Source organism: Streptomyces sp. NBC_00029 (assembly GCF_045160505.1).
In the GTDB taxonomy this organism is placed as follows: Bacteria; Actinomycetota; Actinomycetes; order Streptomycetales; family Streptomycetaceae; genus Streptomyces.
Genome location: NZ_CP108292.1, coordinates 4,002,855 through 4,029,555 on the forward strand (window position 1 = coordinate 4,002,855; position 26,701 = coordinate 4,029,555).

The window sequence follows — 26,701 nt, forward strand, 5'->3', positions numbered from 1 at the left end:
CACCTAACGGCCGGGCCAGCACGGCTGGGAGATCAGCCGCTCCCACTCCTCGTCAGGATGCCCCGGAAGGGTGCGCCCGGCCTCCCGCCAGCGCTTGACCAGGGAGAGGTAGATCGTGGGCTGGTCGGCGGGGGAGGCCGTCGCGTAGGGACCTGCGTACGGGCCCGCGTACGGGGGACGGTCGTGCCCGGCGGCCCTGGCCCTGGCGGGCTGTTCCCCACGACTGGCGGGAATGCGCACCCAGCCGCGGCCCTGCGCTCGCTCCTCGCTCATCACGGACCCCTCTCACCGCGGATCTCACCGCAGAAACGTCTTCGGATGCCCTGGGGGTACCCCCGGAAGGGATCCGGGGGAAGCAGCCCGGCCCGGCCGGGCGGCACCGGGGGAACCCGGCCTCGGACCCCGGGCGCCGAGACGCCTCCGGACTCCTCTCACCAGTCTCCCCGCCGTGAAGCCCGCGCCGTGCACGAATCGCATGGAAGGGCCGAATGAGGGAGCCGTCAGCAGCCCCGCGAAGAACAGACCGGGCCACGAGGACTCGAACCCGGGGGTCAGCTCCGGGGCCCCGCTCTGCCCCACGGTCTCCAGCGCGGACCGCAGCCCCGCGTCGAGCAGCCCCAGCCGCGCCAGCTCCGGGACGAAACCGGTGGCCGCGATGACGTGCGAGGCGTCCAGCACCACGGATGTGCCCGCCGGGTCGGTCAGCCCGAGCCGGGTCCGCCCGCCCACAGCCACCGCCCGGTGCAGCCGGTGCCCGAGCAATGCGGGGACGCGCCGCTCGAAGCGGTCCCGCAGCCACCAGGCGCCGGCCGGACCCAGCGCGGTCGCCGCGATCCGCTCGCGGGTGGGCGCGGGCAGCCGGCGCACCGCCCCGGGCAGCTCCGACCACACCCAGCTGCGCCAGCCGGTGCCGAGGCCGCTGTGCGGATCGCGCAGGGCGCGCAGCGGGGGCCGGTCCAGCGGCTGCGGGACGCTGTTCCAGTTCAGCCGGGAGCGCCGGGCGACCAGGCAGGGCCGGGCACCCTGCTCGGCCAGCAGGGCGGCGGTCTCCAGGGCCGCCTGCCCGGCCCCGAGCACCGCGACCTCGTGGCCCTCGAACCGGCTCAGGTCCCGGTGGCCACTGCTGTGCGAGTAGTGGGCGGGCGGCAGCTCCCGCAGCGCCTCGGGGTGGCGGACGAAGGGCATCACCCCGACCGCGAGGGCCACCGTACGCGCGAGCAGGGGCGGTCCCTCGGCGGTGCGGACGAGGAAGCCGTCGCCCTGCGGGGTCACCTCCAGGACGGTCACCTCCTCCACCTCGGGCGCGGCCTGCCGGGCGAACCACATCCCGTACGCGCTGAACGTGCCGATCGGCAGCGGAGTGCCGTGTTCCGCGGTCATTCCGCGGGTGGCGCAGTATTCGGCCAGCGTGTGCCGCCCGTCCGGCGCGGACAGGTTGGACGACCAGGGCTCCGACTTCAGGTACATGCCGTCGGGCATGTGGTCGCGCCACGAGGCCATGGGCCGCCCCAGCAGCCGTACGTCGAGCCCCGCGGCCGCCGCGTGCGCGGCGATCGACAGTCCGTACGGGCCCGCGCCGATCACCACGAGATCGTCCATCCGCGTCAAGGCCGCTCCTCCAGTTCGATGGTCACCGGCCCGTACCGGTCCGCCGCGCCGGGTTCTCTCAACGGGTCACCAGCTCGTCGGGCTCGGCCGGGGCCTCCGGCGGCACGGGACGGGAGGCCGCCGCGGCGGAACCGTCGGCCGACTGGCCACTGCCGCGCTGCCGGGGCGTACGGACGACCGCGCGCGCCGTGCGGCGGCCCTGTTCCGGAACCCCGCGCAGGGCCCGCACCCCCTTCCCCGCTCCGCGCCCCAGCAGGGCGCCGAGCATCGCGAGGAAGGGCAGCAGGTCGTCGGCGGCGAACCAGGCCGTCTCCACCCGCCCCCGCTCGGCGAACCGCTTCGGGGCCGCGCCCCGGCCCTCCCGGTCCGCGCCCGCCCCGGCCGTCCGGGCCGGCCCGGACGACTTGTACGGCTCGGACGGTCCCGGCGCCGCCGGCGACCCCGCCGGATCCGGGGGACCCGCGGGACCCTCGGGACGACCCGCCACCGGGCGGCGCGGCAGCGACCCGCCCCGGACCGTCGCCAGCAGCGCGTAGTTCTCGGCGACGAACACCCGGCCCGGACCGCCCGAGGGGCGCGGGACCTGCTGGCCCGTCAGGTCCAGGTACATCGCCTGTACGACGTCCAGCCCGGCCTCGTCGGCGAACAGCCGGAACTGCGCGCCCGGCCGGGGGTTGAAGTCCACCAGCCGGAAGCAGCCCCGCTCGTCGCGGCGGAAGTCCAGGTCCAGGATCCCCTGGTAACCGAGCCGTTCGGCGAGCCGCAGCCCGGCCTCCTCCACCGCCGGATCCGGCAGCCAGCGGCCCACGGCCGTCAGCCCCGTCCGCACCGGCCAGGACAGCTCCTTGCGGCCCGAGCCCGCGAGCAGCGGACGCCCGCCGCGCGCGAAGGCGCCGTGGAAGAACCAGTCGGTGTCCGGCCCGGCGGGCAGGAACCGCTGGAGCAGCAGCCGGCTCCCCGCCTCGGCGGAGCGCTCGTAGAGCCGGCGCGCCTCGGCGGTGGTGTGCACGAGCATGGTGCTGCGCAGCCCGTCCGCACCGGCGGGCAGCAGCCAGGGCCGGCTCCACTTGGCGACCACCGGCAGGCCGAGCCGCCAGGCCGCCTCGGCGGCCTCGGCCCCGCTCGCCGGGATCACGGTCTCCGGGTGCGGGACGTCCCACCGCGCGCAGAGCCGCGACAGTTCGGCCTTGTCGGCCACCCGGGCGGGCAGGTTGTCGGGCTGGTGGGGGATCCGGAACCGCTCGCGCAGCATCGGCGCGACCCGGGACACGGCGATGGCACTCAGATCGTCCATGGCGATGAGCACGGCCGGACGCCCGATCCGCTCCGACACCCCGTTCAGGCAGTCCAGCAGCGCCTCGGGCGCCTCGGGGTCCAGCCCGCCCGCCGGACCGGGGTGCGCGGCGCGCAGATACCGCGAACGCACCATGGGGCCTCCCCCGGCCTCGACGACGGCATGGACCTCCACGCCCTTGCGGCCAAGAGATCTGACGGCGCCGAGGGTTCCGTGGTGGAACGGATTCCGATCGAGTCTGAGCACAACGGCGGGCACATGGCTGAGATACGCGGGCATGGAAACGGTGTCTTTCACCTAGTCGGACCAAGCGGGGGTGGTGTGCACCTGCTAATGGCCTACGCGGCGGTCACCGGACAGGCCATTCGTCAGATCTGATGCCTAACGTCTTTGGTAAGCACACCGATTCAGGAAAGCTCGGGAGACGCCATGCCCAGACCACGCCGCCGACTGGCGAGCACCTGCATCGGTACGGTCACGGCCGGACTGCTGGCCACGGGGGCCGCACTCGCGGCGCCCGAGGATGACCGGCCCGAGGGCTCCGACATCGCCATGGGCGCCTATCTCGACTACGGGCCGCCCGGGGTGGCCCGGATCCCGTACCTGTCGAGCTGGCTGGGCGGCAAGGAGATCCGGGTCGGCCACACCTATCTCCCCGGGGACAAGTGGGCGGGCATCGAGGGCCGGGTCTCCTTCCTGGAGGACTGGGCCGAGTGGCGCCGGGCCGACGACGACCGGCTGTTCGTCCTCAACGTGCCCATGCAGGAGCGCAACGAGGGCCGGGTGCCGGACTACCAGGTGGCCCAGCTGATCAGGGCGGGCGCGCAGGGCAACTACGACCGGCACTTCCAGCGGCTCGCCGAGCGGCTGGTGTCGCTGGGCGTCCCGGACACGGTGATCGTGCTCGGCTGGGAGATGAACGGCATCACGTACACCCACCGCTGCGCACCGGACCCGGAGAACTGGAAGGCGTACTGGAAGCGCATCGTCCGCACGATGCGCTCCGTGCCCGGGCAGGAGTTCAAGTTCGACTTCGCGCCGAACCGGGGTACGGACGCGATCGGCTGGACGAAGTGCTACCCCGGCGACGACGTGGTCGACATCATCGGAATGGATTCGTACGACCAGGGTCCCGGCCAGACCTTCGACGACCAGATCACCCAGCCGTACGGACTCCAGCACCACGTCGACTTCGCGAAGGCACACGGGAAGTCGATCTCCTACCCGGAGTGGGGCCTGTACCGGCGCGGGGACAACCCGGAGTACATGCGGCGCATGCTGAAGTGGATCCAGCAGCACAAGCCGCTCTACCACACCATCACCGACTACTGCCCGCACGGCGTCTGGCAGTGCAAGGACAACCCGCAGTCCGCGAAGGCCTTCCGTGACGCGCTCACGCCCGAGCGGCCCGGCCCGGTGGTCCCGACCCCGGTGGTTCCCACGCCCGTGGTCCCGACCCCGGTGGTCCCGACCCCCGTCGTGCCCACGCCGGTCGTCCCGACCCCGCAGGTCCCGACACCCGCGGTCCCGACCCCGCAGGTGCCGACACCCGCGGTCCCGACGCCACAGGTCCCGACGCCCGCGGTCCCGACCCCGCAGGTGCCGACGCCCGCGGTCCCGACGCCACAGGTCCCCGAGCCCACACCGGCGGTCCCGACGCCCGTGGTCCCCAAGCCCTCGCCCGTCACCCCGACCCCGGCCGTGCCCACGCCGGTCGCCCCGAGCCCGGTCGCCCCGAGCCCGGAGGTACCGCTGCCGGTCACTCCCAGTCCGCTCGTCCCGGCACCCGAGGTCCCCGAGCCCGAGCCCACACCGGCGGTCCCGACGCCGCAGGTCCCGACGCCCTCCCCCGTGGCCCCGACGCCCGTGGCCCCCAAGCCCTCGCCCGTCACCCCGACCCCGGCCGTGCCGAAGCCCGAGCCCACACCGCCGAAGCCCCTGCCGCAGCCGACGACACCGCCCGTCAACAGCCAGCAGTGGTGCGTGCCGCTCAACTTCGGCGAGTGGCTCTCCAAGCTGGTCGGCACGCAGTCGGTCTGCTTCAAGCTGGACCTCGGCAAGGACTCCGGCTTCTGGCCCTTCTAGACGGGTCATCGCACCCGCAGTTCGTTGAGCCGCGCCCGCCAGTCCCTGGCGGCCGGCAGCGCCTCCCGCAGCGCGTCCACCGCCCGCTCGCGCCCCGTCACCTGCGATTCGTGTACGCGCATCAGGGGCGCGAGCGCCGTCGTGGCCAGCAGGAAACGCTGGTTGACGACCGTCTCGGGCCGCCAGTGGTTCTTGTACGGCTCGTTGCCGCGCAGGAAGCTCACCACCGGGCGGCCCTCGGCGAGCGCCCGCCCTGCCTCGTAGCGCAGCAGCAGCGTCGCCACGTCCACCTTGCGGGTGCGCAGGTCCGGGTCGGCCCCGTACAGGTAGCCGCCGCTGAGCCCGGACGACAGCAGCGTGACGTTGGCCGCCACCACCTTCCCGTCCAGCCGGAACTCCGTCAGCCGGCTCTCCCCGGCCCGCACCATGCGCCGGGTGGCCCGGGTGAGGTGCTCGGCGAAGCGGGGCCGCAGGTGCTCGGGGGTCACCCCGCGGCCGCGCCACTGCTTCTCGTGCAGCCGCAGCAGGGTCCGTACGGCGCGGGGCACTTCCTGCTCGGTGACCTCGTGCTCCTCGATCCCGGCCGCGTCGGTCTTGCGCAGCTTTGCCCGCACCCGCTGGGCGCCGGAGGCCGGCATCCGCTTGACCAGTTCGTCGAACGGCAGCGTGGGCAGCTCCATGCACGTGGAGTCGGCGAGCCGGCTGGAGACCCCCGGCCACTGCCGGTACAGCTCCTCGGCGGCGGCCCCGGGACGCACTTCCCGCAGGTCCACGACGGCCCCGCGGGCGGCCCGGTGCAGCCCGCGGGCCAGCGCCGGAACGACCTGGGCGGCGTGTTCCGCGGCCACGAGCACGTCGAAGTAGTCGGTGATGGGACCGCCGAGCGGCACCAGCAGCGGCATCGGCCGGTGTACGAGCATCAGCGGGGCCACGCCGACCAGCTCGTCGCCGCGCCGGACGAGGACGATCCGGAGCCGGCCGTCCTTGCCGTACGACAGCCACCAGGAGTGCAGCCAGGCGTGACTCTGGAAGGGGGTGGCGGTGGGGCAGCCGCGGAAGAGCCTGTTCCACGACTCCTCCAGCGCGGCGAACTGCCGGGGGTCGCGGCACAGCGTCACCGACAGGGCCCCGGCGGAGCCCGGACTCATCGAACGGACTCCTTCTCCTTGGCCGAGGCCGGCTCGCCCTGGGCGGGCAGCGAGGCGTACTCCTCGACCGGGGACGGGGCTGCGGACTCCACCGGGAAGCCGGGCGCGGAGACGTCCGTGCTCTCGTCGGAGCGCCGCGCGCGGCCGGGCCGGGCGAGCAGCCACAGCCCGCCCAGCAGTCCGCCGGCACACAGGCCGACGGCCCCGCTGATGGCGGCGGACGGGGATGCGGGCTCGGACGGGGCGACGGCCTGGTTGAAGAGGAGCAGCTGGACGCCGGTGTTCTTGGCGGCTTGATTGCTGCTCAGGGACAGGGCGTCGGCGACCGCGTTGGCGATGTCGGCGGCCTCGGCGGGGCTCTTCGAGGTGCCCGTGATGGCGATCATCGGGGACTCGGGCGAGGTCTCGGCCCGTACTTGGGTACGCAGCTTCGCGGCGCCGATGCCCGCGCGGGGCTGGGCGTAGGCGAGGGTGGAACTGCTGGTCGCGATACGGGCGTAGGCCTGCGCGAAGCCGAGGGCGGTGGCCGGCTCGGTGGTGTCGTCGGGCACCGCGACGACATAGCTGGTGGCGGCGTACTCGGGGGCCTTGAGCACCCCGTACGCCCCGCCCGCGGCCAGCCCCAGCAGGGCGCAGGCGGGCAGCGGCCACCACAGCGGCACCGAGAGCCGGCGGCGACGTGTCCTGCGCCCGGAGCGGCGGTCCGGCCTCCGCTCGGACCGGCTCTCGGACCGGCTCTCGGACCGGCTGTCGGACCTGCCCTCGGACCTGCCCTCCGGCCGGCTCTCCGAGCTGCTCTCGGACCTGCCCTCGGGCCTGCTCTCGGCCTTCTTGTCGGACTTCTTGTGGTCGGCGGTATCGGCCATGGACGTGCTCGCTTCCTGGGTGGAGGGGAGTTCATTCGGGTCCCGTCGGGACCCCTTCGGGGAGGGGAGGGATCAGCCGGTGCCGGTCGGCTCCGCCGGTCCGGGCCCGACGGGTTCGCGCCGGGCGCCGATGACGCTCCCGGAGCCGGCACCGGAGCCGGCTCCGGATCCAGCACCGGATCCCGCACCGGTCTCGGGCACCGGGCCGGTGACGGCGCCGCGGCCCCGGGCCGACCCGCCGGCACCCGGCGCGGCCGAGAGCGCGAGGTCGTACACGTCGAGCAGCTGCTGTGCGCTGCGGGCGATGTCGTAGCGGCGGACCACCGGCGGCGGGGGCAGCCGGCGCGCGCCCGCCTCCATGTGGCCGCGCAGCGCCGCGACCAGTTCCTCCGTGCCGGTGCCGATGCGGCGGGCCCCGGGGGCCTGCGCGGCGGGCAGGTCGTCGATGGCGGGGCAGGTCACGTGCAGGACGGGGAGTCCGGCGGCCAGGGCCTCCACGACCGCGAGCCCGAAGGCCTCCTCCCGCGACGGGGAGACGAAGACGTCCATGGCGGCCAGCAGCGCCGGGATCCCGGGAGTACGGCCGTCCGCGCTGTCGCCCAGCGGATCCCGCTCCCCCAGCAGGTGGATCCGGCTCTGCGCGCCGAGCTCGGCGGCCAGCCGGCGCAGCCCGGCCCGCTCCGGCCCGTCCCCGGCCAGCAGCAGGTGGGCCCCCGGCAGCGCGGCGACGGCCCGCACCAGGACGTCGAACCGCTTGCCCGGGACCAGCCGGCCGACCCCGCCGACCACGAAGGCCCGCTCGGGGAGCCCGGTCCGGGCCCGGGTGGCCCGCCGGACGCCCTCGTCGAAGCGGAAACGGACGGCTTCGATCCCGTTGGGTACGACGTGCACCCGCGCGGCCGGCACCCCCCAGCCCTCCAGCCGGGCGGCCACGGTGTCGGACACGGCCACAGTGGCCGCGCCCAGGCGTTCACTGGCCAGGTAGAGCGTGCGCACACCGCCCGACAGCGGCCTGCCCTCGATCTCGCCCTCGCCGAGGGAGTGTTCGGTGGCCACGGTGGCCCCGGTCCCCGCCAGGCGGGCCGCGAGGCGCCCGTACACGCAGGCCCGGTAGAGGTGCGTGTGCACGAGGTCGTACCGGCCGCGCCGGATGAACTTCACCAGCCGGGGCAGCGCCCCCAGGTCCCGGTTGCCCCGCATGCCCAGGTTCACGACCCGGACCCCGTCGGCGCGCAGCCCCTCGGCCACGGGCCCGGGGTTGGTCAGCGTCAGTACGTCGCACTGCATGGGCATGTGCCGCAGCAGGAGGCGCAGTTGCTGCTCGGCCCCGCCGACGCCGAGCCCGGTGATGATGTGCAGTGCCCTGACCGACTGGAGCGTCTTCACCGCTGCACCCCCCGCCGCAGCTCCCGCACCTGGTGGCGGAGCTGCTTGATCCGCAGCCGGGCGCCGCCGTCGGCCTGGCTGATGTGCGTGCGCGGCAGGGCGTGCGGGCCCGCGAGCCGTCCGGGGTCGATGGCGCAGGCGTAGCCGTATCCGGCGGCCCGTGTGGCGTCGACGACCCGGGCGTCGAGGTGCCCGTACGGGTAGCAGAACCCCTCGGGCAGGGTGCCGGTCAGCTCGCGGAGCAGGTCGCGGCTGCCCCGCAGTTCCTGCTGGAGGATGTCGTCGGCGGTCGCGGTGAGGTCCTGGTGGAGCAGTCCGTGCGAGCCGATCTCCTGTCCGGCGTCGGCGACCTCGCGGATGCCCTCGGCCGTGAGCAGGGATTTGCGCGGGCCCAGCGGGTCCCACACGTTGTCCACGCCGAGCCGTCCGGGCAGTACGAAGAGGGTGGAGGTGCAGTCGTGGCGGCGCAGCAGCGGCAGCGCGTGGGTCAGGTAGTCGGTGTAGCCGTCGTCGAAGGTCAGCCCGACCAGTCCGGCTCCGCGTCCGGCCGCGCGGGCCCGCAGCAGTTCGCCGACGGACACCCCGCGCAGCCCGCGGGAGCGCAGCCACCGCAGCTGGGCCTCCAGGGCGAGGGGGGTGACGGTGATCCCGTACGGGTCTTCCGCGGGGTCGGTGAACTCGGCGACCGAGTGGTACATCAGGACCCACGGCGAAGCGGCCCGTCGGGCGGGGACCACCACGGCGGCGGGGGCCGTGTCGGTGTCAGCGGACATTGCGGAACCTCTGCGTGAGCTGGGAGATCTGACCGGGCAGGGCGGTGATTTCGAGCGCGCGTATGGCCGTCCCGGTGGCCCCGAACATGGCCGGGACCAGCAGGCAGCCGAGGGCGGCGCTGAGCATCGGGTCGGGGATCATGGGGCCGGCGATCCAGCCGGTGGCACCGGCGGCGACGGCGGCCACGGCGAGCCGGCCGATGCTGCCGGCGACCCGGCGGACCTGGATCGCGATGATCCGGGAGCCGAGGCCGGTGAGCAGCAGGGCGGCGGTGGTGGAAATGCCGGCGGCGTTGGCGGCGGCGATGCCGTAGATGCCCCACCAGCCGACGGCGAAGGCTCCGGCCACGATGTTGACGAGCAGCCCGGCGCCCATCGCGAGCGCCGGGAACCAGATGGGCCGGGCGGTCGAGAAGAAGGGCCGGGAGAGTGCTCCGACGAGGCAGTGGCCGAGGAGTCCGACGGCGTAGACCCGCATGACGGAGGCGGTGGCGAGGGTGTCCTTGTGGGTGAAGGCGCCGCGTTCGAAGAGGACCTGGATGATCTGGGGCGCGTAACCGACGACGAGTGCGGTGCCCACCAGAACGGCGAGCGCGGCCAGCGCGAGGTCCTGCTCCACCCGCTGCCGGGCCTTCTCCCGTTCTCCCCCGGCCATGGCCTGGGCGACGACGGGGAAGGTGACGGTGCAGATCATCAGCGAGAGCACCATCGGCATCTGCGCGACCTTCTGCGCGTAGTTGAGGTGCGAGATCGCCCCGGAGGGCAGGGATGCGGCCAGGAACCGCTCGACGAGCACCTGCGACTGCCGAAAGACGGCGAAGAGGATCACGGGGGCGATGACACCGAAGGCGATGAGGGTCGGACGGTCCCGGTCGCGCTGGCTGCGCGGGGCCGTCCTCTTCGCGCGGGGCGGGCGGAAGCCCACGTTGCGCACGAAGGCGGGCAGTTGGACCAGGGCCATCAGCAGACCGCCGACGGCGACTCCCGCGGCGGCGGCCCGGACGCCCCACACGGCGTGCAGGGCCAGCATCGTGCCGATGATGCCGACGTTGTACGACACGTAGATCGCGGCGGGCGGCAGGAAGGACCGGTGCGCCCGCAGCGCGGCGCTGAAGTATCCGGCGACGCCGAAGGAGAGCACGGTCAGTGCCGTGAGGCGGGTGCACTCGACGGCCAGCCGGGGATCGGGCAGGCCGGGGGCGAGCACGGCGACGACGGCCGGGGCCGCCACGATGAGCACGGAGGCGACGGCGGCCAGGAGGAGCACGAGGCGCGGCAGGGTCGCCCCCACCAGGAGCCGTACGGGGTCCTGGAGGCGGGCCTCCTGGCGGGTGAGACCGGCCCTGCCGGCGGCACGCCGGGCCAGGGCGTGGCTGAAGGCGGGCACCATCAGCAGCGCCATGGCGTCCTCGATCAGCAGCGTCGAGGCCATCTCGGGCACGGTCCAGGCGATCAGGAAGGCATCGCTGTCGTGCCCGGCCCCGAAGAGGTGCGCGATGGTCTGGTCGCGCACGAGGCCGAACACCGCGCCGACGGCGGTGAGTCCGGCGGTGACGGCGGCGGCCTTGGCCAGGAAGCGTCCGAGCGGCTGGCTCCCGCCTCCGGCGGGTGCGGAGGACTCGCCGGACCCGCCCCCGTCGGGGGCGGCGGACCTCGCCACGGCGCGGCGGCCCTGGCGGAGCCGTCCGCTTCCGCCGGGGGCGGCCGGCGCGGACGGCTCGCCCGCGCGGCGGGCATGGCGCGCCGGGGCGCCGTCCGCGCCGGTGGAGCCGCGTATGGCCCGCGCCGCCACCGGCACGCTGTGCCGGCCCGATGCGCCGCCCGGATACCCGGCGGAGCCGAACACGGGCCCCCGCGCACCCGCTTCACCGCCCGGGAGCCCCCCGGCGACGAACCCGGGATCCGTGGCTCCCGGCGCGCCGGGGTCTGTGCCGGACCGCCCGGAGACGGGGGCGCTCCGCGCGCGGACGGCGAAGCCGGGGTCGGCCGGGACCGGCGCGTCTCCGGCTCCGGCCGGGCGTCCGGCCACGGACACGGTCGCGGTCCGCGGGTAGCGGGCCCCGCCGGGAGCTGCGCTCCGGTTCGGGCCGTCGGCGGGGCGCCCGGCGAAGCCGGGGTCCGTCGGGAACCGCGACGGGCCGGAGTCGGGGGCGCCCGGGACACGGGCGTGGCCCGCCCCGGCCGGGAGGCCGGAGGCGGGCCGCCAGGGCGTGGTGTCCGTCACGGGCGCGCCGCAACCCCGGGGGACCTACCCCGTGAACCCGCACCGCCGACGCCTGCGGACTCGGCGGCCGTCCCGCGCAGGGGACCCGCACCGGCGGCGGCCCCGGGACCTGCAGTCCCGCGGGAGGGCAGCGCCCACCAGGCCGCCAGGCCAATGATCACTCCGGTCAGCACGGTGGACGGCCCCCCGATGTCCGCGTAGAGGAAGTCGGTCAGCTGCCACACGAACAGCCCGATCGCGATCAGCCCGCAGTCCCTGGCTCCGCCGCCGGAGGCGAGCCTGCGCAGCCCCGCGACCAGCAGGGCCGCCCAGCCGCCCACGAGCGCGAGCAGCCCGATCAGGCCCTGCTCGCTCAGGATCAGCAGGTACATGTTGTGCGGGGAGAGCAGGGGCTGGCGCAGGTACGCCTGCCCCGCGCCGGCGGTGTCGCTGCCCGAGGACAGGCCCAGCGAGGCGTGCCCGTCGCGGTGGGCCGGGAAGCCCTTGAGCCCCACCCCCACCGCGGGCCGCTCCCGCCACATCGACTCGGCCGCGGCCCACATCGTGTAGCGGTCGGTCACCGACTGGTCGGGGGCGCTGGAGACCTGGGTGATGGAGGTCAGCCGCTCGGCGACCATCTCCGAGCCGACCCCGAACCCGCCGACCAGGACCACTCCGGCGGCGGCGAGCGCGGCGACCACCTTCAGCGCCCGTTCGATCCCGGCCAGTGCCATCACCAGCACCGCCGCGCCGAAGGTGGCGATCCACGCACCCCGGCTGAAGGACAGCACCAGCGGCAGCACCAGCGCCAGGGCGCACCCGGCGGCGATCCGCCGCAGGCGCCGCGGCAGCCCCGGAGCGAGCCCGGCGGCGGTCGCCACGATCAGCCCGTACGCCACGACGGTGGCCATACCCATGACGTCACCGGGGCCGAAGGTGCCGACGGCGCGGACGTCCTCGCCCTGGTACGAGGCCCCGGTGTGGGTGGCGTACTGAACGACCCCCACCGCGCCCTGCACCAGCGCCAGGACCACGAAGCATCCGGCGGCGAGCCGGAACTCCCCGGCGTCGCGCACCAGCAGCACCACGGCCGCCGGGACGAGGACGAAGACCTGGAGGTAGCGCACGAAGCCCGGCAGGGCGGCGTACGGATCACCCGCGGTCATCGTGGCGACCGCGAGGCCCGCGGCCGGCATCCCCAGGACGAGCACGCCCAGCGGGTTCAGCGGCCGCACCCGGCCGCGCAGCGCCTGCACCGCGCAGGCGAGGACGAGCAGCAGCGAGGCGGCGTCGGCCGGGCCGACCTTCCCGGAGGCGGTCGCGTCCCCGGCCGGGAGCGGGGCGAGGAGGAACAGCACGGTCGCGGCGAGCGGCAGCAGCGGCCAGTGCCGGCGCAGCAGACCCGGCAGGCCGGGCCGGGTCCACGGCCCGGGGAGGGCGAGGCTCATCAGCTGCCCCCCAGCCGGAAGCGGAAGAAGGAGGCCGCGGTGCGGGCGAGGATCCACAGGTCCTGCCACAGCGACCAGGTGTCGATGTAGTGGTTGTCGAAGCGGGCCCGGTCCTCGATGGAGGTGTCCCCGCGCAGGCCGTTGATCTGGGCGAGCCCGGTGATGCCGACGGGCATTCGGTGCCGGGCCTCGTAGCCGGGGTGGACGGTGGAGAACTTGGCGACGAAGAAGGGCCGTTCGGGGCGCGGGCCGACCAGGGCCATGTCACCGCGAACGACGTTCCACAGCTGCGGCAGCTCGTCCAGCGAGGACTTGCGCAGGAAGGAGCCGACCGGGCTCATCCCGCGATCGCCCGCCACCGTCCAGCGGGTGGCGGCCTCGTGCGCGTCGGCGCGCAGGGTACGGAACTTCAGCAGGGTGAAGGGGCGCCCGTACAGGCCGACCCGCTCCTGCCGGAAGATCACTCCCGGCCCGTCCCAGACCCGCACGGCCAGCGCGCACAGGCCCATCACGGGCGCGGCGGCGAGGAGCGCGATCAGGGCGAGCACGGTGTCGATGCCCCGCTTGGCCCAGCGCTCCAGCGGCCGGGCCGGGCGCGGCAGCAGCGGCTGCACGGCGTACCCCCACAGCTGGTCGGCGGGGTGCGCCACCCGCATGCCGGTGACCTTGGCGGTGCCGGCCGGGTCCGCGAGCCACAGCCGGCAGCCGTGGTCGTGGAAGAGCCGGACCAGGGAGGCGGTGCGCTCGTCGGCCTCCGGGGGGCGGGTGAACACGGCGTGCCCGACGGAGTTCTGGATGACCGCGCGCCGGATGTCCTCGTGGGTGGAGAGCAGCGGCAGGGTGCCGTCGCCCTCGGCGGGCGCGTAGCCCACGACGGGATCCGCAAGTCCGACCGGGCGCAGCCCGAACTCGGGGCGGCCGTGCAGGGCGGCGGCGACCGCGCTCGCCCCGGCGCCGGGTCCGACGACGAGGGCGGAGGCGGGCCACCGCAGCGCCGCACGGCGCTGGAGCTGGTTGGCGAGGCCACGGCCCGCGCACGCCAGTACGACCTGGAGGCAGACGGCGGTGAGCAGCGCGCTCCAGCCCATGGCCCGGGCCGGGTCCACGGCGGCCGTGACGGCGGCGACCGAGCACCACAGGACGGCGGACCGTCCGGCCAGCACGGGCAGTTCGTGGAGCGCGGAGGGTGCGAGCCGCGGCCGGTAGAGCCCGGCCTGTGCGTGCAGCGCGGCGAGCAGGAGGGGGGCCGCGGACAGGACGGGCAGCGCCGCTGCGGGCAGGGTCGTCGCGGTGAGTACGGCCGCCAGCGCGTCGGCGGTGAGCAGCGGGAGCACGCGCCCGCGGCGGCGGACCCGCCGCGGGCGCAGGGCGGTGCGGGCCTGGCCGGTCCTGGGCCCGCGCGGGGGGTGGATGGCGGTCGCCGAACGGCGGGCCGCCGCGGGGTGCACGGGCGCGAAGGCGCTGCCACCGGTGGGCCCCGTACCGCCCTGCCCGGTGTGCCGGGCGGGTGCGCTGTCCATCGTCATCGGCTGATGCGCTCCTGGTTCAAGGGCCGGGGCCTGCCCAGCAGTTCGTGGTACAGGCCGGTGACCGCGTCCGTGGTCCGCTGCACGTCGAAGTCGGTCCGGGCGTGCTGCCTGGCCTGCTCACCGAGTTCGGCGAGGAGCCGCGGTTCGGCGAGCAGCCGTCGCAGGGACTCGGCCAGGGCCGTCGGGTCCTCCGGCGGCACCAGGCACAGGCGTCCCTGGCCGGGCGGCAGGCTCTCCCTGGCACCGCTGACGTCGGAGACCAGGACCGGGCGGCCACAGGCCATGGCTTCGAGCGGGGCGAGCGCCATGCCTTCCCACCGCGACGGCAGTACAACGAGATCGGCGGCCCGAAGCCACGGTCGGATGTCGTCGGCGGCGCCGGCGAAGAGCACTCCGGGCGGCGCGGCGCGGCGCAGCCGTTCGGCGTCGGGGCCGTCCCCGACGAGGGCGAGGCGGGCCCCGGGCACGGCGGCCCGCAGCTCCGGCCAGGCCCTGAGCAGGATGTCCTGCCCCTTCTGGGGGCAGATCCGGCCCACGCACACGGCGAGCGGCGTGCCGGCGGGGAGCCCGGCGAGCAGCGGCAGTTCGGCGCGTGCCCGGGCCCGGTCCCGGTCGGGGTCCGGGCCGCCGGGGCGGAAGTGGTCGAGGTCCACACCGTTGCGGATCACCGACCAGCGGGCGGTGATCCCCCCGGTCTCGCCCGCGCGGCGTTCCGCGTCGCTGACGCAGAGCACCCGGTCGGCCCAACGGGCCCCGTAGCGCTCCCAGCGCAGCGCGAGCGCCGCGGTGGCGCCGCCGACCGCGTCGAAGGACCAGGCGTGGGGCTGGAAGACGGTGGGTACGGTGCCCCGGGCGGCGAGCCGTCCGGCCAGTCCGGCCTTGGCGCTGTGGGTGTGCAGGAGGTCGGGCCGCACCTGGCGGATCATCTTCCGGGTGCCGATGATCTCTGCGGGCAGGGCGGGCCCGGGGGCCCGCCCGGCGCGCCAGGTGAGCACCTCGGCCCCGGCCGCCCGCGCGGTGTCGCCGAGCGTGCCGCCGGGCGGACATCCGACGACGGCGCGCAGGCCTTCGGCGGTCTGTGCGCGGACGAGGTCGGTGACGACCCTGGCCACACCGCCGTCGACGGGCTGTACGAGATGGAGGACGGTCGGGGGCTGTGCCGCCCGAGGTTGACTGGGCACGTGGAGTGGTCTCCTGCGTTCAGCGGCGCGCGTCTGTCTGAACGAAGAGCACACCGAGGAAATGACCCTGACTTTCACCCGTGAACCTGAAGCTCAGGCTGCGGGCACCACCGGACAGGGCGGGACTCAGGTCGAACACGTCCGCGTCATATCCGAGATTATTCATATGTTCGGGCTGTCGCACGAACGACTGATCGCCGAATTCCGTGATCGTGGAATTCATAACATCATTAAAAGGATTTTCTCCGTCACTGAGACTCACCCGACGCCCACTGTCGGCCGTCACGGTGAGTGAGTCCCCGAGGGTGCCGCGGTCCCCGTCGTACGCGACGACCCCGGCCCGGCCCGCGGATCCGGCCGGGGCGTCCAGCCCCTCGATCTCGACCGTTCCGTCACCGGCACGGGCGGCGAGCGACTCGAAGCCGTCCCACACCGAGACCCGGCGCAGCGGCTCCTGCGGGTGCTCGTAGGCGACGACCAGCGTCCAGCCGCCCCAGGCCCCCACCTCGGAATGGCCCATGGCGATGTTGAGCTGGGCCACCGTCCACATGCCGGCGCCGCCCTTGCGGACCAGCGGGGTCACATCGGCGGAGGCCTGGTAGGCATCACTGCCCGCGTCCGTGCGGTGGCCCATCACCGTGTCGGCCAGGACCTCCTTGTACGCGCCGCCGGGCTCGGCGACCAGCACCCGGCCGTTGTCCTGCGGCGGCTTCTGCTCGCCCACCCGCAGGTTCCCGCCCCAGTAGAGACGGGCGTACGAGACCTTCGCGCCCTGCGGGACCTTGAGCTCGGCCCGGGTGGAGTTGTAGGTGTCCGGATCCTTGTCGACCTCGCTGTAGAACATCTCGAAGTCGCTGTTGACCCCGGCCGCGCCCTTCTTGACCTCGGCGCACGGCTCGGCCTGCGGGGACTGCTCCTTGCGGCAGCTGATTCCGGAGTTGGAGGCACGCACCAGCCCGCCGTGCTGCACGGCCTGGTAACGCTGGGTGAACGGGACCCGGGGCAGTTCCCTGGGGGCGGGAGCCGCCGCCCATGCCGCCGGGGCGTTCACGGAAAGGGTGAGGCAGGACAGCAGACCGAGCGTGCCGAGGATTCTGCGGGAGGAACCCATGACCCTGTCTCCATTTTCGATCAAGGGGACAAAACAGGAGTGAACTTTGTCAGAACTCGGGCCGGAAATCACGTCGGACTCGCTCGTACGGCCTTTTGGGCGATAACACGCACCCTCGTACTGGGCGGGTCGTTATCGGATGCACCATTGTTCGAACCGAAAGGAAATACGGAGATGAAGAAGGGGCTGGTACGCGGCACCACCGTCGCCGTCGCGGGCGCCGCAGTGCTGATGGGCGGCGCGGGCCTCGCCTCCGCGCACGGCGGGGACGGCGCGACGGCGCACGGCATCACCGCCGGGTCCCCCGGCGTCCTGAGCGGCAACCTGCTCCAGGTGCCCGTCGACGTCCCGGTGAACGCCTGCGGCCTCACCGTGAACGTGATCGCCCTGCTGAACCCCTCGTTCGGCAACACCTGCATCAACGCCTGACGTCAACCGTGCTGCCCGAAACGCCCGCATCCGAGTGAAGCCACGCAACCCGAACCGGGACCGCGGCGTTGATCCGGGTGCTCCACTACCGGGCAATCCTGCAAAAAAGGGACGACAATGATCAAGAAGATGATGGCCTCGGCCGCGGTTGCCGCCTCGGTCGTGGGCATCGGTGCCGCCATGGCGCCGCAGGCGATGGCCATCGGGAACGACAACGGCATCAACACCGCCAACGGCAACAACGCCGCGCAGATCTACGGCAACCAGGCGACCTACGGCAACATGAGCCCGCAGATGGCGCTGATCCAGGGCTCGTTCAACAAGCCCTGCATCGCCCTGCCCGCGAAGGCCAACGTGCAGTCCGTGCTGGCCCTGATCAACGTCGGCGTCCAGGACATCCCGGTCCTGTCCAGCCCGCAGAACCAGCAGTGCACCGAGAACTCCACCCAGGCCAAGGGCGACGAGGCTCTCTCGCACATCCTCAGCAACATCCCGGTCCTCTCCGGCAACGTCTCGAACGGCAGCTGACCGAGGCCCGCGCCAGCGAGGCCGTCGCACCCTCCGGGTCGCGGCGGCCTCGCCGCATGTAAGGCCGGGAAGCTCCCCGGCCACCGGAATTGTCGATATGAATACGTCGGCACCCAGAATTCGGACCGGACTTCGGTACGAGCATCGGGGTGAATTACCGACAGGCCGTCGAAATTACGCGGTTTCTTTTCCCCGGACCGCTCGTTGTTAATTCTGCAGTGGACACGCCTCTGCGGGAAGGAAATAAATCAAATGACGTACAAGAAGGCAGTGGTGCTGGCCGCCGGCGCTCTGATGCTCGCCGGTGCCGCCTCCCCCGCCATGGCCGACGCGGCCGCCGACGGAAAGGCCGTGGGTTCCCCCGGCGTCCTGTCTGGCAACCTGCTCCAGGTTCCGGTCCACGTCCCGGTCAACGTCTGCGGCAACACCGTGAACGTCATCGCGCTCCTCAACCCGGCGTTCGGCAACACCTGCGTCAACGCCTGACGAAGCGCTTGTGCCCGCGAGGGCAAGCCTCCTCGGAGTGGCCTCGGAGTGCACGGCGGTGCACTCCGAGGCCACCTCCGATTCCACACCGGCCCTGGCGCCGGTAGACAGGGAAGGACCCATGCGACAGGTACTGAGCCGACAGGTACTGGGCAAGGGGATGCTCACAGCGGCAGCCGCGTCGAGTCTGCTGTCGATCGCGACCGGCGCGGCCTACGCGCACCCCGGGGCGACGGCCGAAGCCTCGCACTCTCCGGGCGTGCTGGCCGGAAACAGCGTCTCGGTACCGATCACCTTCGCACCGAACGTGTGCGGCAACAGCGTGGACGGTGGTGCGGCGCTCAACCCTGCGATGGGGAATACGTGCGCCACCAGCACCGGCTCGCACACGGACGACGGCCACGACTACGGGCGCTACCTCAGCCCCGAGAACGCCGAGGCCCTGGAGCGCTACCTCGAGGAGCGCGAGGGCCGCCGCGCGGTGCCGGCGCAGCGCCACGAGTCGCCGCGCCACGCGGGCGGGTACGAGCAGCCCCGGCAGGAACAGGCCGGGCACGATCGGCCCCGGCGCGAGGGACCGCGGCACGCGAAGCCCCGCCAGGAGGAGCCGCGCCACGAGGGCGGTTACGGCGGTCCCGGCGAGGAGCGCGGCAAGGAGGAGGAGTGCGACGACCACCCCGGGTCCGCTCCGCCGCCCCCGCCGGCGCACCACGCTCCGCCCGCGCCCGAGCAGCCGCACCCCATGCCGGAACCGGTGGACGAGCACCCGGCCCCGCTGCCCGCCCCGGAACCGGTCCAGGAGGTGGAGGCACCTCCCGCACCTCCTGCTCCGCAGCCCCCGACCGAGGAGGCCCCGGTTCCGCTCCCTGCCCCGGAGCCCGCCCCGGCACCGGCCGAGGAGCCCGCGCACACGCTGCCGGCCCCCGCCCCCGGCCCTGCCCCCGTGATGGAGGAGGGCCCCGCGCCCGGGCCGCCGCACGGGAGCCTGCCCGTGGAGCACCCGGCTCCGGCGCCCGCGCCCGAGGTCGTACAGCCTCCGGCCGACCAGCCGCCCGCCCCTCCCGCGGGTGACACCCCGGTCGAGCTCCCCCCGGCGCCGACCCCCGCCCCGGCCCCGGGGCCCGCTCCCGCGCCGCCGGCGGCCCCCGCTCCGGCGCACGTGACGGGGCCCATGCTGGCCGAGACCGGCGCGGGCCAGCCCGCGGCCGCGGCGGCCCTCGCCACCGCCCTGATCCTGGGTGGCGCCATTCTGTACCGGCGGTCGCGCATCTCCTGACCGGCAATACCGGTAATCAGAAGAAATATCGGCCGGAGAATCCTCGTCGGATTCTCCGGCCGCTGTCATGCCCCCGTCCTTAACCGCGTGCGCGTTCGCGTTTCCGCAGCGGCCGGGAATCGTTACCCAGGGCGAAAGTGGCGCGACGGTCGCCACTGACGCCTCTGTCAACGAAAGAAGAGGATTTCGATTATGAAGCTCACGAAGGTCGCCGCTGTCGTCGTCGGCTCCGTCGCCGCGCTCGGCGCCTCCACCACCGCCTTCGCCGCCGAGCCCACGGCCGCGATGCCCCCCATGAGCCTGACCGGAGGGGTGACCGAGACGCTGAACGCCGTCGGGCCCGTCTCCGAGTCCCTCCCGCAGACCGTGGGCAACGGGCTGGCCGAGCAGGGCGACACCGTCAACAAGGTCGTGGGCACCGCCCAGAAGGTCAACAAGGTCCGCAACGACGTACCGGGCACCGTGCTCGGCCTCGCGAACGGCGCCACCCAGTCGTCCCCCATGCTCGGCGGCGTGAAGCTCAACGGCGGCCAGGGCTGAGCCGTCCCGGCTGACCACCCGCCGACACGACTGTGGGCGCCACCGGCAAGGCCGGGGCGCCCACAGTCGGTTGTTCGGCCGACCTCAGTGGTTGAGGCAGACGTTGCCGAACGCGGGGTTCAGCAGGCCGATCACGTTCACGGTGTTGCCGCAGACGTTGACCGGGATGTGCACCGGCACCTGGGCCAGGTTGCCGGACAGGACGCCGGGGGAACCCACGGCCGCACCCTCGGCCGACGAGTCGGCGACGGCGGAGCCGGCGGCGCCGGCCGCGGCGAGACCAGCGGTGGCCAGGACCAGGGCGGCCTTCTTGGCAGAGTTCATGGGAAGTGCACCTTCTGTTCGATGTTCTGCCCCGAACCGGGGCTCACACCGAGCGAAACGGTCCAGCTTCCCAGACGACACGGCCACGCGCACGATGAGACCTGTTCGGCTCAATTGTCGTAACCATCCGACGGGTTCGAGGCTGCTACTGCCCCTTCGGAAGGCTGGGAATGTCCGGGATACCGGGAATCACGGGGATGTCCGGGATGGCCGGGGTGTTCGGCACCTCGGGCAGGCCGTCCACCGGCGGGACCACCGAGTCGATCGGCGGGAGTTCCACCGGCGGCAGCTGGGGGATGAGCCCGGACAGGTCGGGGAGGTTCAGGTCCGGCAGCTTCGGCAGCTCGATCGGCGGCAGCTTCACCCCGTCGGGCAGCAGGCCACCGAGCGACGCGAGCAGGCCCTCCAGGGTCTTGGTGAGGCCGGCCAGGAGGTCGTCGATGGGACCGGCGGCCGCCGCGCGCTGCTCGATCTTCTCGACCTGCTGCTGAACGGAGGCCACGCGCCCGGTGAGGGCCGCGGAGCCCTCGCCGTCCGCAGCGCCCGCGGGGGCGGCCGCGCCGGACAGTATGACGACGGCGAGAGCCGAGGGGACGAGGAGACGGGCGGCGCGGGACGGCTTCGTGCGGTGCATGGATGTTCCTTCTCGGGTGGGGACATGGAAACGGACCCGAACGATCCGCTTCCTCACCCACCGTGCGAACACCTCGCACGGAGCGCAACCGGAGCCCGCGTGGATGCGGGCTGCGTACGGGCTTCGCGCACGCGTCCGGAGGCCACTCACCCGGGCCGGGGAAAACCTCGACACGCGCAGGCCGTTTGAGTGAAGCAGCGGAACCAACCCCCGGACGGGGCAGTTGACCAGGGCGCTCCATCAGCGGGCACTCGTGCGACAGAAGGATCAAGATGTTCAAGAAGTTCATGACCGCCGCCGCGGTCTCCGCCGTTGCGATCGGCGCGGGCGCTGCCGCCGCGGCCCCGGCCATGGCCATCGGCAACGACAACGGGGTCAACACCGTCAACGGCAACGGTGCCCAGCAGATCTACGGCAACCAGAAGACCGCCGGCGACATGAGCCCGCAGCTCAGCCTGGTCCAGGGGACCCTCAACAAGCCCTGCATCGGCCTGCCGGCGAAGGTCAACGCCCAGTCGCTCATCGCCGCGCTCAACATCGGCGTCCAGGACATCAACGTCCTGTCCAACCCGCAGAACCAGCAGTGCACCGAGAACTCCACCCAGGCCAAGGGCGACGAGCCGCTCTCGCACATCCTGGACAACATCCCGGTCCTCTCGGGCAACCTCTCGGCCGGCAGCTGAGCTCCGGTTCCTGCGCCTTCGGGCGATCGCGGGCCGCTGAGCCTGTGGAGTGAATGACGAGGGCCCCGGCGGCGTCCAGCCGCCGGGGCCCTCTGCGTACCCCGCCCCGCTCGCCGCTCCCGGCGGTCAGCCGGTCCAGAAGTCCCACCAGCGGGTGAGGATCAGCATGCCGATCACTCCGATGTGCAGGGCGGGCGGCGCCCAGCCGAACTCGGCGAAGAAGCCCCGCAGCGGGGCGGGGGCGGGCAGGACCCGGGTACGGACGTTGTGCGCGGTGACCGCCCAGAACATCAGCAGGGTCGCCACCCAGGCCAGGCAGCACCACAGGCAGAGCGCGTTGATCTCGTAGAGCGACTGGACCATCAGCCAGCTGCAGAAGCCGACGCCGAAGAGGGTGCCGGCGTTCAGTCCGAGCCAGAACCAGCCGCGGTAGCGGGCGCCGGCCAGCAGGCCCGCGCCGACGCAGACCACGACGCCGTACGCGACGAGCCCCAGCATCGGGTTGGGGAAGCCGAAGGCCGCCGCCTGATCGCTCGCCATCACGCTGCCGCACGAGACGACCGGGTTGAGACTGCACGCAGGTTTGAAGTCCGGGTCCTCCAGCAGGAGGAACTTGTCGAGGGTGATCACCCAGGAGGCCAGCAGCCCGGCCGCCCCGGTGACGGCCAGCAGCCACGCCAGGCCCTTCGGAGCCGCGTTCTGTTCGCCCTCGGGTCCACTGCGGGGCCGTACCTGCTGGCGCGGGAGGCCCACTGTATTCGTTGCCATGTGGCCCATAGTCCCGCGCTCCCTCCCAGAACGGGCCCAACCATGCTCATCCGTATGCAAGTTGACCTGAAGGTGTGGCGGGAACCTCCGATGCTTCCCGGACGTTTTACCGAACCCCGGACGTGATGTCAGAACCAGGGGTTACGTTGAGCTTCCGCGAAGTAACAAGCTGCGACGGCCTGGAGACCCACCTTGAGCGATCCGTACGAGACAACCGAGGCGCACCTCGAACGACTCCTCGGCCGCGCCCTCAACTCCTTCGACCTGCCGGACAGGCTGGTCGAGCGCCTCGGCACGGCGCTCGCCCACAGCTCTTCGCTCTACACCACCCACCACAGCCCGGAGTCGGGGATCTGGCGCGAGACGCACCGGCACACCTACCTGCTGACCGACGGCGGTTCGGTCTCGTTGTGGGAGCTGACGTACCGGCTGGTGGGCGACCGGGCCGTGCGGCACGAGATCTTCGCGAGCAAGGCGGAGACCTGCCTGGCCGTGACCCGGCTGTTCGGCGAGGCGTCGGCCGGGGCCTCGCCGGATCCGGTGCTGGTGCCGGGTGAGGAGGAGCCGGAGAACGACGTGGCGGTGCTGAGTGCGCTGTACGCGGCCTCGGCGCCGGTGCAGCGGCACCGGGAGTACGTGGTGGAGCAGTCCGCGGACCACGCCCGCCGGGTGCTGCGGCGCGCGGAGAACGCCGACCGGCCGGGCGAGCCGCTGGCGACGCTGCTGAGGTCTGCGTACGCGCACCAGATCACGCAGGCGTTCGGTGCGCGGCAGTGCCTCTCCGACGGGCGGGGCGCCGGATTCAGCCTGTACGAGCACGCCTTCGTGCTGCTGGACGGGACCGAGGTCAGCCTGTGGGAGGTCGAGCACACGGCGACGCCCGACGGACGGCACATGTGCGAGGTGTACGCGAGCGAGGCGGCCGCGCGCGGAGCCATGGAGCTCCGCGCCCGCGTGCGGTGACGGGGCGGGCGGTCAGGGCGTTCCGGGATTCCGGAGCGGGAGGTCCAGGGGCGGGTCCTGGGTGATGCGGACCCGGTCGGGGCGCAGGTCCGAGGGCGTCGGCACGGAGCTGCCCGGCAGTTGGACCGCGGCGGCGCCGTGGGCCAGCGCCGAGGCGAGGGCGCCCGGGCCGGTGCCGCCCGCGATGAGGAAACCGGCCAGCGCGGCGCCCCCCGCTCCTGCGGTGCTGCGCACCACCGGGACCGGAGCGGTGCCGTGGTGGGTGCCCTCGGCCGAGACCAGGAGCCGGCCGTCCCCGCCGAGGGAGACCAGTACGGCTCCGGCGCCCAGGTCCCGGAGCTCATCCGCGGCCTTGACCACGTCGCCCAGGGTGGGCAGCGGGCGGCCCACCGTCGCAGCCAGCCCCGACGCGCCCACCTTGATCACCTCGGGGCGGGCCGCCAGCGCCGCGGACAGGGCGGGGCCCGAGGTGTCCAGGGCGATGCGGGCGCCCGCGGCGTGCGCCCGGGTGACGAGGTCGGCGTACCACTCGGGCCCGAGGCCGCGCGGGAGGCTGCCGCCGGCGGCGATCCAGGCGGCTTCGGCGGCGGCGGAGCGGACGGTGTCCAGGAGGAGGCCGGATTCCTCCCGGGAGAGCTCCGGACCAGGTGAGTTGATCTTCGTGACGGTGCCGTCCGGTTCGGCGAGGGAGATGTGGGAGCGGGTCTGGCCGGCGATCGAAACGGCCGTGACGTCCACGCCCCGGGCGCCGAGGAGTTCGGCGAGCAGGACGCCGGGGGCGCCGCCGAGCGGGAGGACCGCCGTCGTGCGGACGCCCGCGGCAGCCACCGCGCGGGAGACGTTGACGCCCTTGCCCCCGGGGTCGACCCGCTCGCCGTCGGCGCGCAGTACCCGGCCCCGGTCCAGCGCGGGGACCGCGTAGGTCCGGTCGAGGGAGGGATTGGGGGTGACGGTGAGGATCATACGAGCGCAACTTCCGTACCGGCGGCCTCGATCGACGCCTTGTGAGCGGGGGTGAGTCCCGTGTCCGTGATGAGCAGGTCGACCTCGGCGAAGGAGCCGAAGCGCGCGAAGTGCTCCTGACCGGCCTTCGCGGAGTCGGCGAGGAGGACGACGCGGCGGGCGGCGGCCACGGCGGCGCGCTTGACGGCCGCCTCGGCGAGGTCGGGGGTGGTCAGACCGCCTTCGGCCGTGAACCCGTTGGTCGCGAGGAAGAGCACGTCGGCGCGGATCTCGGCGTACGCGCGCAGTGCCCACGCGTCGACGGCGGCGCGGGTGCGGTGGCGGACACGGCCTCCGACGAGGTGGAGGTCGATGCCGGTGTGGTCGGCGAGCCGGGCCGCGACCGGGAGCGCGTGGGTGACCACGGTGAGGGCGACGTCGACGGGGATGGCGGCCGCCAGCCGGGCGATGGTGCTGCCGGCGTCCAGGACGATGCTGCCGCCGTCGGGGAGCTCCGCCAGCGCGGCGGCCGCGATGCGGCGCTTCTCGTCGGCGGCGGTGCCCTCGCGCTCGGTGAGGTCGGGCTCGAAGTCGAGGCGGCCGGCCGGGATGGCCCCGCCGTGCGTCCGGCGCAGGAGGCCGGACCGGTCGAGGGCCGTGAGATCGCGGCGTACGGTCTCGGCGGTGACCCGGAACCGGTCGGCCAGGGAGAGCACGTCGACGCTGCCCGCCTCGCGGGCGAGGCGGAGGATCTCCTGGCGGCGCTCCGGTGCGTACATGTGGATTTGCGTCCGTTTCATACACGATTGAATGATTTCGCCCCACCATACGGGTGTTTGCGGAGGGAAACAAAAAAGAACGGACATGGCCGCCCCCAGGGGCGGCCATGTCCGTTCGACGGTGGCGCGGAAGGGCCGGTCAGACGGCCGGGACCTTCTCGGCGGTGCGGCCGGCGTGCTCGGCCGCACCCTCGCGCTCCTCCATCGGGATCGCCCTTCGCGGCAGCACGAACATCAGCGCGAAGATCACGACCAGTACGGCCACGACCCACCACAGGGCACCGCGGAAGGCCTCGACGTAGGACGGGCCGAAGACCATGTCGTTCTCGATCAGACCGAAGAAGACGACGGAGGTCAGGGCGAGACCCAGCGCGTTGCCCATCTGGCCGGTGGTGTTGATCAGCCCCGAGGCGGATCCGGCGTGCTCGCGCGGCACCTCGGAGAGCACGGTGTCGTTCAACGGGGCCACGATCAGGCCCATGCCCACACCCATGACGACCAGCGGGGCCGCCATCTGCCAGGAGGCGATCTCCATGCCGTAGTGCTGCGACTCCCAGATGTAGAGGAGCAGACCGGCGGCCATGACCAGCGCACCGGCCTGGAGCACCTTGCGGCCGAAGCGGGGGACGAGCTTCTCGACCGAGAGGCCCGCGGCGACCGAGACGGCGATGGAGAACGGGATGCCGGTCAGGCCCGCGCGCAGCACGCTCCAGCCGAGGCCCATCTGCATGTACATCGTCCAGACCAGGAAGAAGATGCCGGTGGCGATGCCGAAGGTCAGCTGGACCGCGATACCGCCGGCGAAGCTCTTGACCTTGAAGAGGGAGAGCTCGACGAGCGGGGACCCATCCTTCTTGATCTTGTACTTCTCGTACGCGATGAAGGCGGCGAAGACGAAGGGCGCCGCGCTCATGCAGACGAACCCCCACATCGGCCAGTCGTTCTCGTGGCCGTGGGTCAGCGGGAAGATCAGCAGGACCAGGGCGAGCGTCGCGAGGACGACACCGACGAGGTCCAGGCGCAGCGCCTGCGGGGCCTTGGACTCGGCGATGAACTTGCGGCCCAGGATCACGCCCATGACGCCCACGGGCAGGTTGATCAGGAAGATCGGGCGCCAGCCGAGACCGAAGAGGTCCCACTCGATGAGCAGCGCGCCGAGCAGCGGGCCCGAGACGGCGGCGAGGCCCACGATCGCGCCGAACATGCCGAAGACCTTGCCGCGTTCCTGCGGCGGGAAGGTGACGTGGATGATCGCCAGGACCTGCGGCACCATCAGGGCGGCCATGCCGCCCTGGAGGAGGCGGGCGACGACGAGCACGTCCGGGGTCGAGGCGATGCCGCAGAGCAGCGAGGCCGCGGTGAAGCCGGCGATGCCGATGAGGAAGATGCGCTTGCGGCCGTAGATGTCACCGAGACGGCCGCCGGTGATCAGGCCGGCGGCGAAGGCGAGGGCGTAGCCCGCGGTGATCCACTGGATCGCGCTGGTGGAGGCGCCGAAGTCCTCGCGCATGGTGCGGATGGCTATGTTGACGATCGTGACGTCGACCAGGTCCATGAAGGCCGCGGTCATCACGATGGCGAGCGCCAGCCAGCGGCGGCGGTCGGCGGTCGGGCTGGGTGCGTCGTGGGCTACGTCGTTCCGCTCTTCTTGTGTGGGCCCGTTCTCTCTTTCGGGCGCTGTCTTGGACGTCTCGGTGCTCATGAGGAGAAACTTAGA

The 26,701-nt window shown here is 73.4% G+C and carries 26 protein-coding genes; 8 read left to right on the plus strand and 18 right to left on the minus strand.

The window, feature by feature from the left end; genetic code table 11:
• Nucleotides 1-3: 3 nt before the first annotated feature.
• The 3 genes from OG753_RS18735 to OG753_RS18745 form a co-directional block, all read right to left on the minus strand.
• Nucleotides 4-273, minus strand: coding sequence for a hypothetical protein (locus OG753_RS18735; protein WP_327262908.1), 270 nt, complete (start codon nt 271-273; stop codon nt 4-6).
• 24 nt (nt 274-297) lie between these two features.
• Complete coding sequence (locus OG753_RS18740; RefSeq protein WP_405789272.1) at nt 298-1,599, minus strand: NAD(P)-binding domain-containing protein; 1,302 nt, start codon at nt 1,597-1,599, stop codon at nt 298-300.
• A 67-nt stretch (nt 1,600-1,666) separates the two neighbouring features.
• Complete coding sequence (locus OG753_RS18745; protein ID WP_405789273.1) at nt 1,667-3,037, minus strand: ATP-grasp domain-containing protein; 1,371 nt, start codon at nt 3,035-3,037, stop codon at nt 1,667-1,669.
• A gap of 294 nt (nt 3,038-3,331) precedes the next feature.
• Here OG753_RS18745 and OG753_RS18750 point away from each other — a divergent pair, with 294 nt between their 5' ends.
• The gene (locus OG753_RS18750) at nt 3,332-4,987 is read left to right on the plus strand and encodes a glycosyl hydrolase (RefSeq protein WP_405789274.1); all 1,656 of its coding nucleotides are present in this window, start codon (nt 3,332-3,334) and stop codon (nt 4,985-4,987) included.
• A 5-nt stretch (nt 4,988-4,992) separates the two neighbouring features.
• On the opposite strand, the gene OG753_RS18755 is transcribed toward OG753_RS18750, so the two are convergent.
• From OG753_RS18755 to OG753_RS18795, 9 genes are all read right to left on the minus strand, one after another.
• The gene (locus OG753_RS18755; RefSeq protein WP_405789276.1) at nt 4,993-6,135 is read right to left on the minus strand and encodes a GNAT family N-acetyltransferase; all 1,143 of its coding nucleotides are present in this window, start codon (nt 6,133-6,135) and stop codon (nt 4,993-4,995) included.
• Nucleotides 6,132-7,001, minus strand: coding sequence for a lipopolysaccharide biosynthesis protein (locus OG753_RS18760; RefSeq protein WP_405789278.1), 870 nt, complete (start codon nt 6,999-7,001; stop codon nt 6,132-6,134). Before OG753_RS18760 ends, OG753_RS18755 begins: the two co-directional genes overlap by 4 nt.
• A 72-nt stretch (nt 7,002-7,073) precedes the next feature.
• Entirely contained in the window at nt 7,074-8,387 is a 1,314-nt protein-coding gene (locus tag OG753_RS18765; protein WP_405789279.1) for a glycosyltransferase, read from the minus strand.
• On the minus strand, nt 8,384-9,160 hold the full coding sequence (locus tag OG753_RS18770; protein WP_327262914.1) for a polysaccharide deacetylase family protein: 777 nt from the start codon (nt 9,158-9,160) through the stop codon (nt 8,384-8,386). The genes OG753_RS18765 and OG753_RS18770 overlap by 4 nt, the downstream gene beginning before the upstream one ends.
• Complete coding sequence (murJ, locus tag OG753_RS18775) at nt 9,150-10,820, minus strand: murein biosynthesis integral membrane protein MurJ (RefSeq protein ID WP_405792715.1); 1,671 nt, start codon at nt 10,818-10,820, stop codon at nt 9,150-9,152. Before murJ ends, OG753_RS18770 begins: the two co-directional genes overlap by 11 nt.
• Nucleotides 10,821-11,380: 560 nt before the next feature.
• Nucleotides 11,381-12,811: an O-antigen ligase family protein gene (locus OG753_RS18780; RefSeq protein ID WP_405789281.1), complete on the minus strand. Its 1,431-nt coding sequence runs from the start codon at nt 12,809-12,811 to the stop codon at nt 11,381-11,383.
• Entirely contained in the window at nt 12,811-14,337 is a 1,527-nt protein-coding gene (locus OG753_RS18785) for an exopolysaccharide biosynthesis polyprenyl glycosylphosphotransferase (protein WP_405789282.1), read from the minus strand. Before OG753_RS18785 ends, OG753_RS18780 begins: the two co-directional genes overlap by 1 nt.
• Nucleotides 14,334-15,521 carry a glycosyltransferase gene (locus OG753_RS18790; RefSeq protein WP_405789283.1) on the minus strand — a complete coding sequence of 396 codons (1,188 nt, stop codon included), beginning with the start codon at nt 15,519-15,521 and terminating at the stop codon, nt 14,334-14,336. Before OG753_RS18790 ends, OG753_RS18785 begins: the two co-directional genes overlap by 4 nt.
• A gap of 19 nt (nt 15,522-15,540) precedes the next feature.
• Complete coding sequence (locus tag OG753_RS18795) at nt 15,541-16,704, minus strand: DUF3344 domain-containing protein (RefSeq protein ID WP_405789284.1); 1,164 nt, start codon at nt 16,702-16,704, stop codon at nt 15,541-15,543.
• A 102-nt stretch (nt 16,705-16,806) separates the two neighbouring features.
• Here OG753_RS18795 and OG753_RS18800 point away from each other — a divergent pair, with 102 nt between their 5' ends.
• The 5 genes from OG753_RS18800 (at nt 16,807) to OG753_RS18820 (ending at nt 19,891) form a co-directional block, all read left to right on the plus strand.
• Nucleotides 16,807-17,061, plus strand: a complete 255-nt coding sequence (locus OG753_RS18800) for a chaplin (protein WP_405789285.1) — start codon at nt 16,807-16,809, stop codon at nt 17,059-17,061.
• A gap of 117 nt (nt 17,062-17,178) precedes the next feature.
• The gene (locus tag OG753_RS18805) at nt 17,179-17,589 is read left to right on the plus strand and encodes a rodlin (RefSeq protein ID WP_327262919.1); all 411 of its coding nucleotides are present in this window, start codon (nt 17,179-17,181) and stop codon (nt 17,587-17,589) included.
• A gap of 252 nt (nt 17,590-17,841) precedes the next feature.
• The gene (locus OG753_RS18810; protein ID WP_327262920.1) at nt 17,842-18,075 is read left to right on the plus strand and encodes a chaplin; all 234 of its coding nucleotides are present in this window, start codon (nt 17,842-17,844) and stop codon (nt 18,073-18,075) included.
• Between the two features lie 121 nt (nt 18,076-18,196).
• On the plus strand, nt 18,197-19,351 hold the full coding sequence (locus tag OG753_RS18815; protein ID WP_405789287.1) for a chaplin: 1,155 nt from the start codon (nt 18,197-18,199) through the stop codon (nt 19,349-19,351).
• A 192-nt stretch (nt 19,352-19,543) separates the two neighbouring features.
• On the plus strand, nt 19,544-19,891 hold the full coding sequence (locus OG753_RS18820) for a hypothetical protein (RefSeq protein WP_327262922.1): 348 nt from the start codon (nt 19,544-19,546) through the stop codon (nt 19,889-19,891).
• A gap of 84 nt (nt 19,892-19,975) precedes the next feature.
• Here the strand turns inward: OG753_RS18820 and OG753_RS18825 are convergent, their stop codons facing one another.
• Both OG753_RS18825 and OG753_RS18830 read right to left on the minus strand, forming a co-directional pair.
• Nucleotides 19,976-20,215 carry a chaplin gene (locus OG753_RS18825; RefSeq protein ID WP_327262923.1) on the minus strand — a complete coding sequence of 80 codons (240 nt, stop codon included), beginning with the start codon at nt 20,213-20,215 and terminating at the stop codon, nt 19,976-19,978.
• A 145-nt stretch (nt 20,216-20,360) separates the two neighbouring features.
• A complete protein-coding gene (locus OG753_RS18830) occupies nt 20,361-20,849 on the minus strand; it encodes a hypothetical protein (RefSeq protein WP_405789288.1) in 489 nt (162 codons plus the stop codon).
• A 272-nt stretch (nt 20,850-21,121) separates the two neighbouring features.
• On the opposite strand from OG753_RS18830, the gene OG753_RS18835 reads away from it, so the two are divergent.
• On the plus strand, nt 21,122-21,532 hold the full coding sequence (locus tag OG753_RS18835; protein WP_327262925.1) for a rodlin: 411 nt from the start codon (nt 21,122-21,124) through the stop codon (nt 21,530-21,532).
• 126 nt (nt 21,533-21,658) lie between these two features.
• Here OG753_RS18835 and OG753_RS18840 read toward each other — a convergent pair whose 3' ends face one another.
• Nucleotides 21,659-22,300, minus strand: a complete 642-nt coding sequence (locus tag OG753_RS18840) for a vitamin K epoxide reductase family protein (RefSeq protein WP_327262926.1) — start codon at nt 22,298-22,300, stop codon at nt 21,659-21,661.
• A 192-nt stretch (nt 22,301-22,492) separates the two neighbouring features.
• Between OG753_RS18840 and OG753_RS18845 the strand changes: the two genes are divergently transcribed.
• A complete protein-coding gene (locus OG753_RS18845) occupies nt 22,493-23,263 on the plus strand; it encodes a DUF6227 family protein (RefSeq protein ID WP_327262927.1) in 771 nt (256 codons plus the stop codon).
• A 12-nt stretch (nt 23,264-23,275) separates the two neighbouring features.
• Here the strand turns inward: OG753_RS18845 and OG753_RS18850 are convergent, their stop codons facing one another.
• The 3 genes from OG753_RS18850 to OG753_RS18860 all read right to left on the minus strand — a co-directional run bounded on the left by OG753_RS18850 (nt 23,276) and on the right by OG753_RS18860 (nt 26,686).
• Nucleotides 23,276-24,226 carry a 1-phosphofructokinase family hexose kinase gene (locus tag OG753_RS18850; protein ID WP_405789290.1) on the minus strand — a complete coding sequence of 317 codons (951 nt, stop codon included), beginning with the start codon at nt 24,224-24,226 and terminating at the stop codon, nt 23,276-23,278.
• A complete protein-coding gene (locus OG753_RS18855; RefSeq protein ID WP_327266814.1) occupies nt 24,223-24,984 on the minus strand; it encodes a DeoR/GlpR family DNA-binding transcription regulator in 762 nt (253 codons plus the stop codon). Before OG753_RS18855 ends, OG753_RS18850 begins: the two co-directional genes overlap by 4 nt.
• A 139-nt stretch (nt 24,985-25,123) precedes the next feature.
• Nucleotides 25,124-26,686, minus strand: a complete 1,563-nt coding sequence (locus OG753_RS18860) for an MFS transporter (protein WP_327262929.1) — start codon at nt 26,684-26,686, stop codon at nt 25,124-25,126.
• Nucleotides 26,687-26,701: the final 15 nt, after the last annotated feature.

What these genes read in the sequence shown, in the direction of transcription:
- OG753_RS18860 (WP_327262929.1), bottom strand. Translation starts at nt 26,686, where the DNA reads ATGAGCACCGAGACGTCCAAGACAGCGCCCGAAAGAGAGAACGGGCCC.
- OG753_RS18810 (WP_327262920.1), top strand. Translation starts at nt 17,842, where the DNA reads ATGACGTACAAGAAGGCAGTGGTGCTGGCCGCCGGCGCTCTGATGCTC.
- OG753_RS18740 (WP_405789272.1), bottom strand. Translation starts at nt 1,599, where the DNA reads ATGGACGATCTCGTGGTGATCGGCGCGGGCCCGTACGGACTGTCGATC.
- OG753_RS18840 (WP_327262926.1), bottom strand. Translation starts at nt 22,300, where the DNA reads ATGGCAACGAATACAGTGGGCCTCCCGCGCCAGCAGGTACGGCCCCGC.
- OG753_RS18830 (WP_405789288.1), bottom strand. Translation starts at nt 20,849, where the DNA reads ATGCACCGCACGAAGCCGTCCCGCGCCGCCCGTCTCCTCGTCCCCTCG.
- OG753_RS18825 (WP_327262923.1), bottom strand. Translation starts at nt 20,215, where the DNA reads ATGAACTCTGCCAAGAAGGCCGCCCTGGTCCTGGCCACCGCTGGTCTC.
- OG753_RS18735 (WP_327262908.1), bottom strand. Translation starts at nt 273, where the DNA reads ATGAGCGAGGAGCGAGCGCAGGGCCGCGGCTGGGTGCGCATTCCCGCC.
- OG753_RS18770 (WP_327262914.1), bottom strand. Translation starts at nt 9,160, where the DNA reads ATGTCCGCTGACACCGACACGGCCCCCGCCGCCGTGGTGGTCCCCGCC.
- OG753_RS18780 (WP_405789281.1), bottom strand. Translation starts at nt 12,811, where the DNA reads ATGAGCCTCGCCCTCCCCGGGCCGTGGACCCGGCCCGGCCTGCCGGGT.
- OG753_RS18760 (WP_405789278.1), bottom strand. Translation starts at nt 7,001, where the DNA reads ATGGCCGATACCGCCGACCACAAGAAGTCCGACAAGAAGGCCGAGAGC.
- OG753_RS18855 (WP_327266814.1), bottom strand. Translation starts at nt 24,984, where the DNA reads ATGTACGCACCGGAGCGCCGCCAGGAGATCCTCCGCCTCGCCCGCGAG.
- OG753_RS18835 (WP_327262925.1), top strand. Translation starts at nt 21,122, where the DNA reads ATGTTCAAGAAGTTCATGACCGCCGCCGCGGTCTCCGCCGTTGCGATC.
- OG753_RS18850 (WP_405789290.1), bottom strand. Translation starts at nt 24,226, where the DNA reads ATGATCCTCACCGTCACCCCCAATCCCTCCCTCGACCGGACCTACGCG.
- OG753_RS18800 (WP_405789285.1), top strand. Translation starts at nt 16,807, where the DNA reads ATGAAGAAGGGGCTGGTACGCGGCACCACCGTCGCCGTCGCGGGCGCC.
- OG753_RS18805 (WP_327262919.1), top strand. Translation starts at nt 17,179, where the DNA reads ATGATCAAGAAGATGATGGCCTCGGCCGCGGTTGCCGCCTCGGTCGTG.
- OG753_RS18820 (WP_327262922.1), top strand. Translation starts at nt 19,544, where the DNA reads ATGAAGCTCACGAAGGTCGCCGCTGTCGTCGTCGGCTCCGTCGCCGCG.
- OG753_RS18750 (WP_405789274.1), top strand. Translation starts at nt 3,332, where the DNA reads ATGCCCAGACCACGCCGCCGACTGGCGAGCACCTGCATCGGTACGGTC.
- OG753_RS18815 (WP_405789287.1), top strand. Translation starts at nt 18,197, where the DNA reads ATGCGACAGGTACTGAGCCGACAGGTACTGGGCAAGGGGATGCTCACA.
- OG753_RS18755 (WP_405789276.1), bottom strand. Translation starts at nt 6,135, where the DNA reads ATGAGTCCGGGCTCCGCCGGGGCCCTGTCGGTGACGCTGTGCCGCGAC.
- OG753_RS18745 (WP_405789273.1), bottom strand. Translation starts at nt 3,037, where the DNA reads ATGGTGCGTTCGCGGTATCTGCGCGCCGCGCACCCCGGTCCGGCGGGC.
- OG753_RS18785 (WP_405789282.1), bottom strand. Translation starts at nt 14,337, where the DNA reads ATGACGATGGACAGCGCACCCGCCCGGCACACCGGGCAGGGCGGTACG.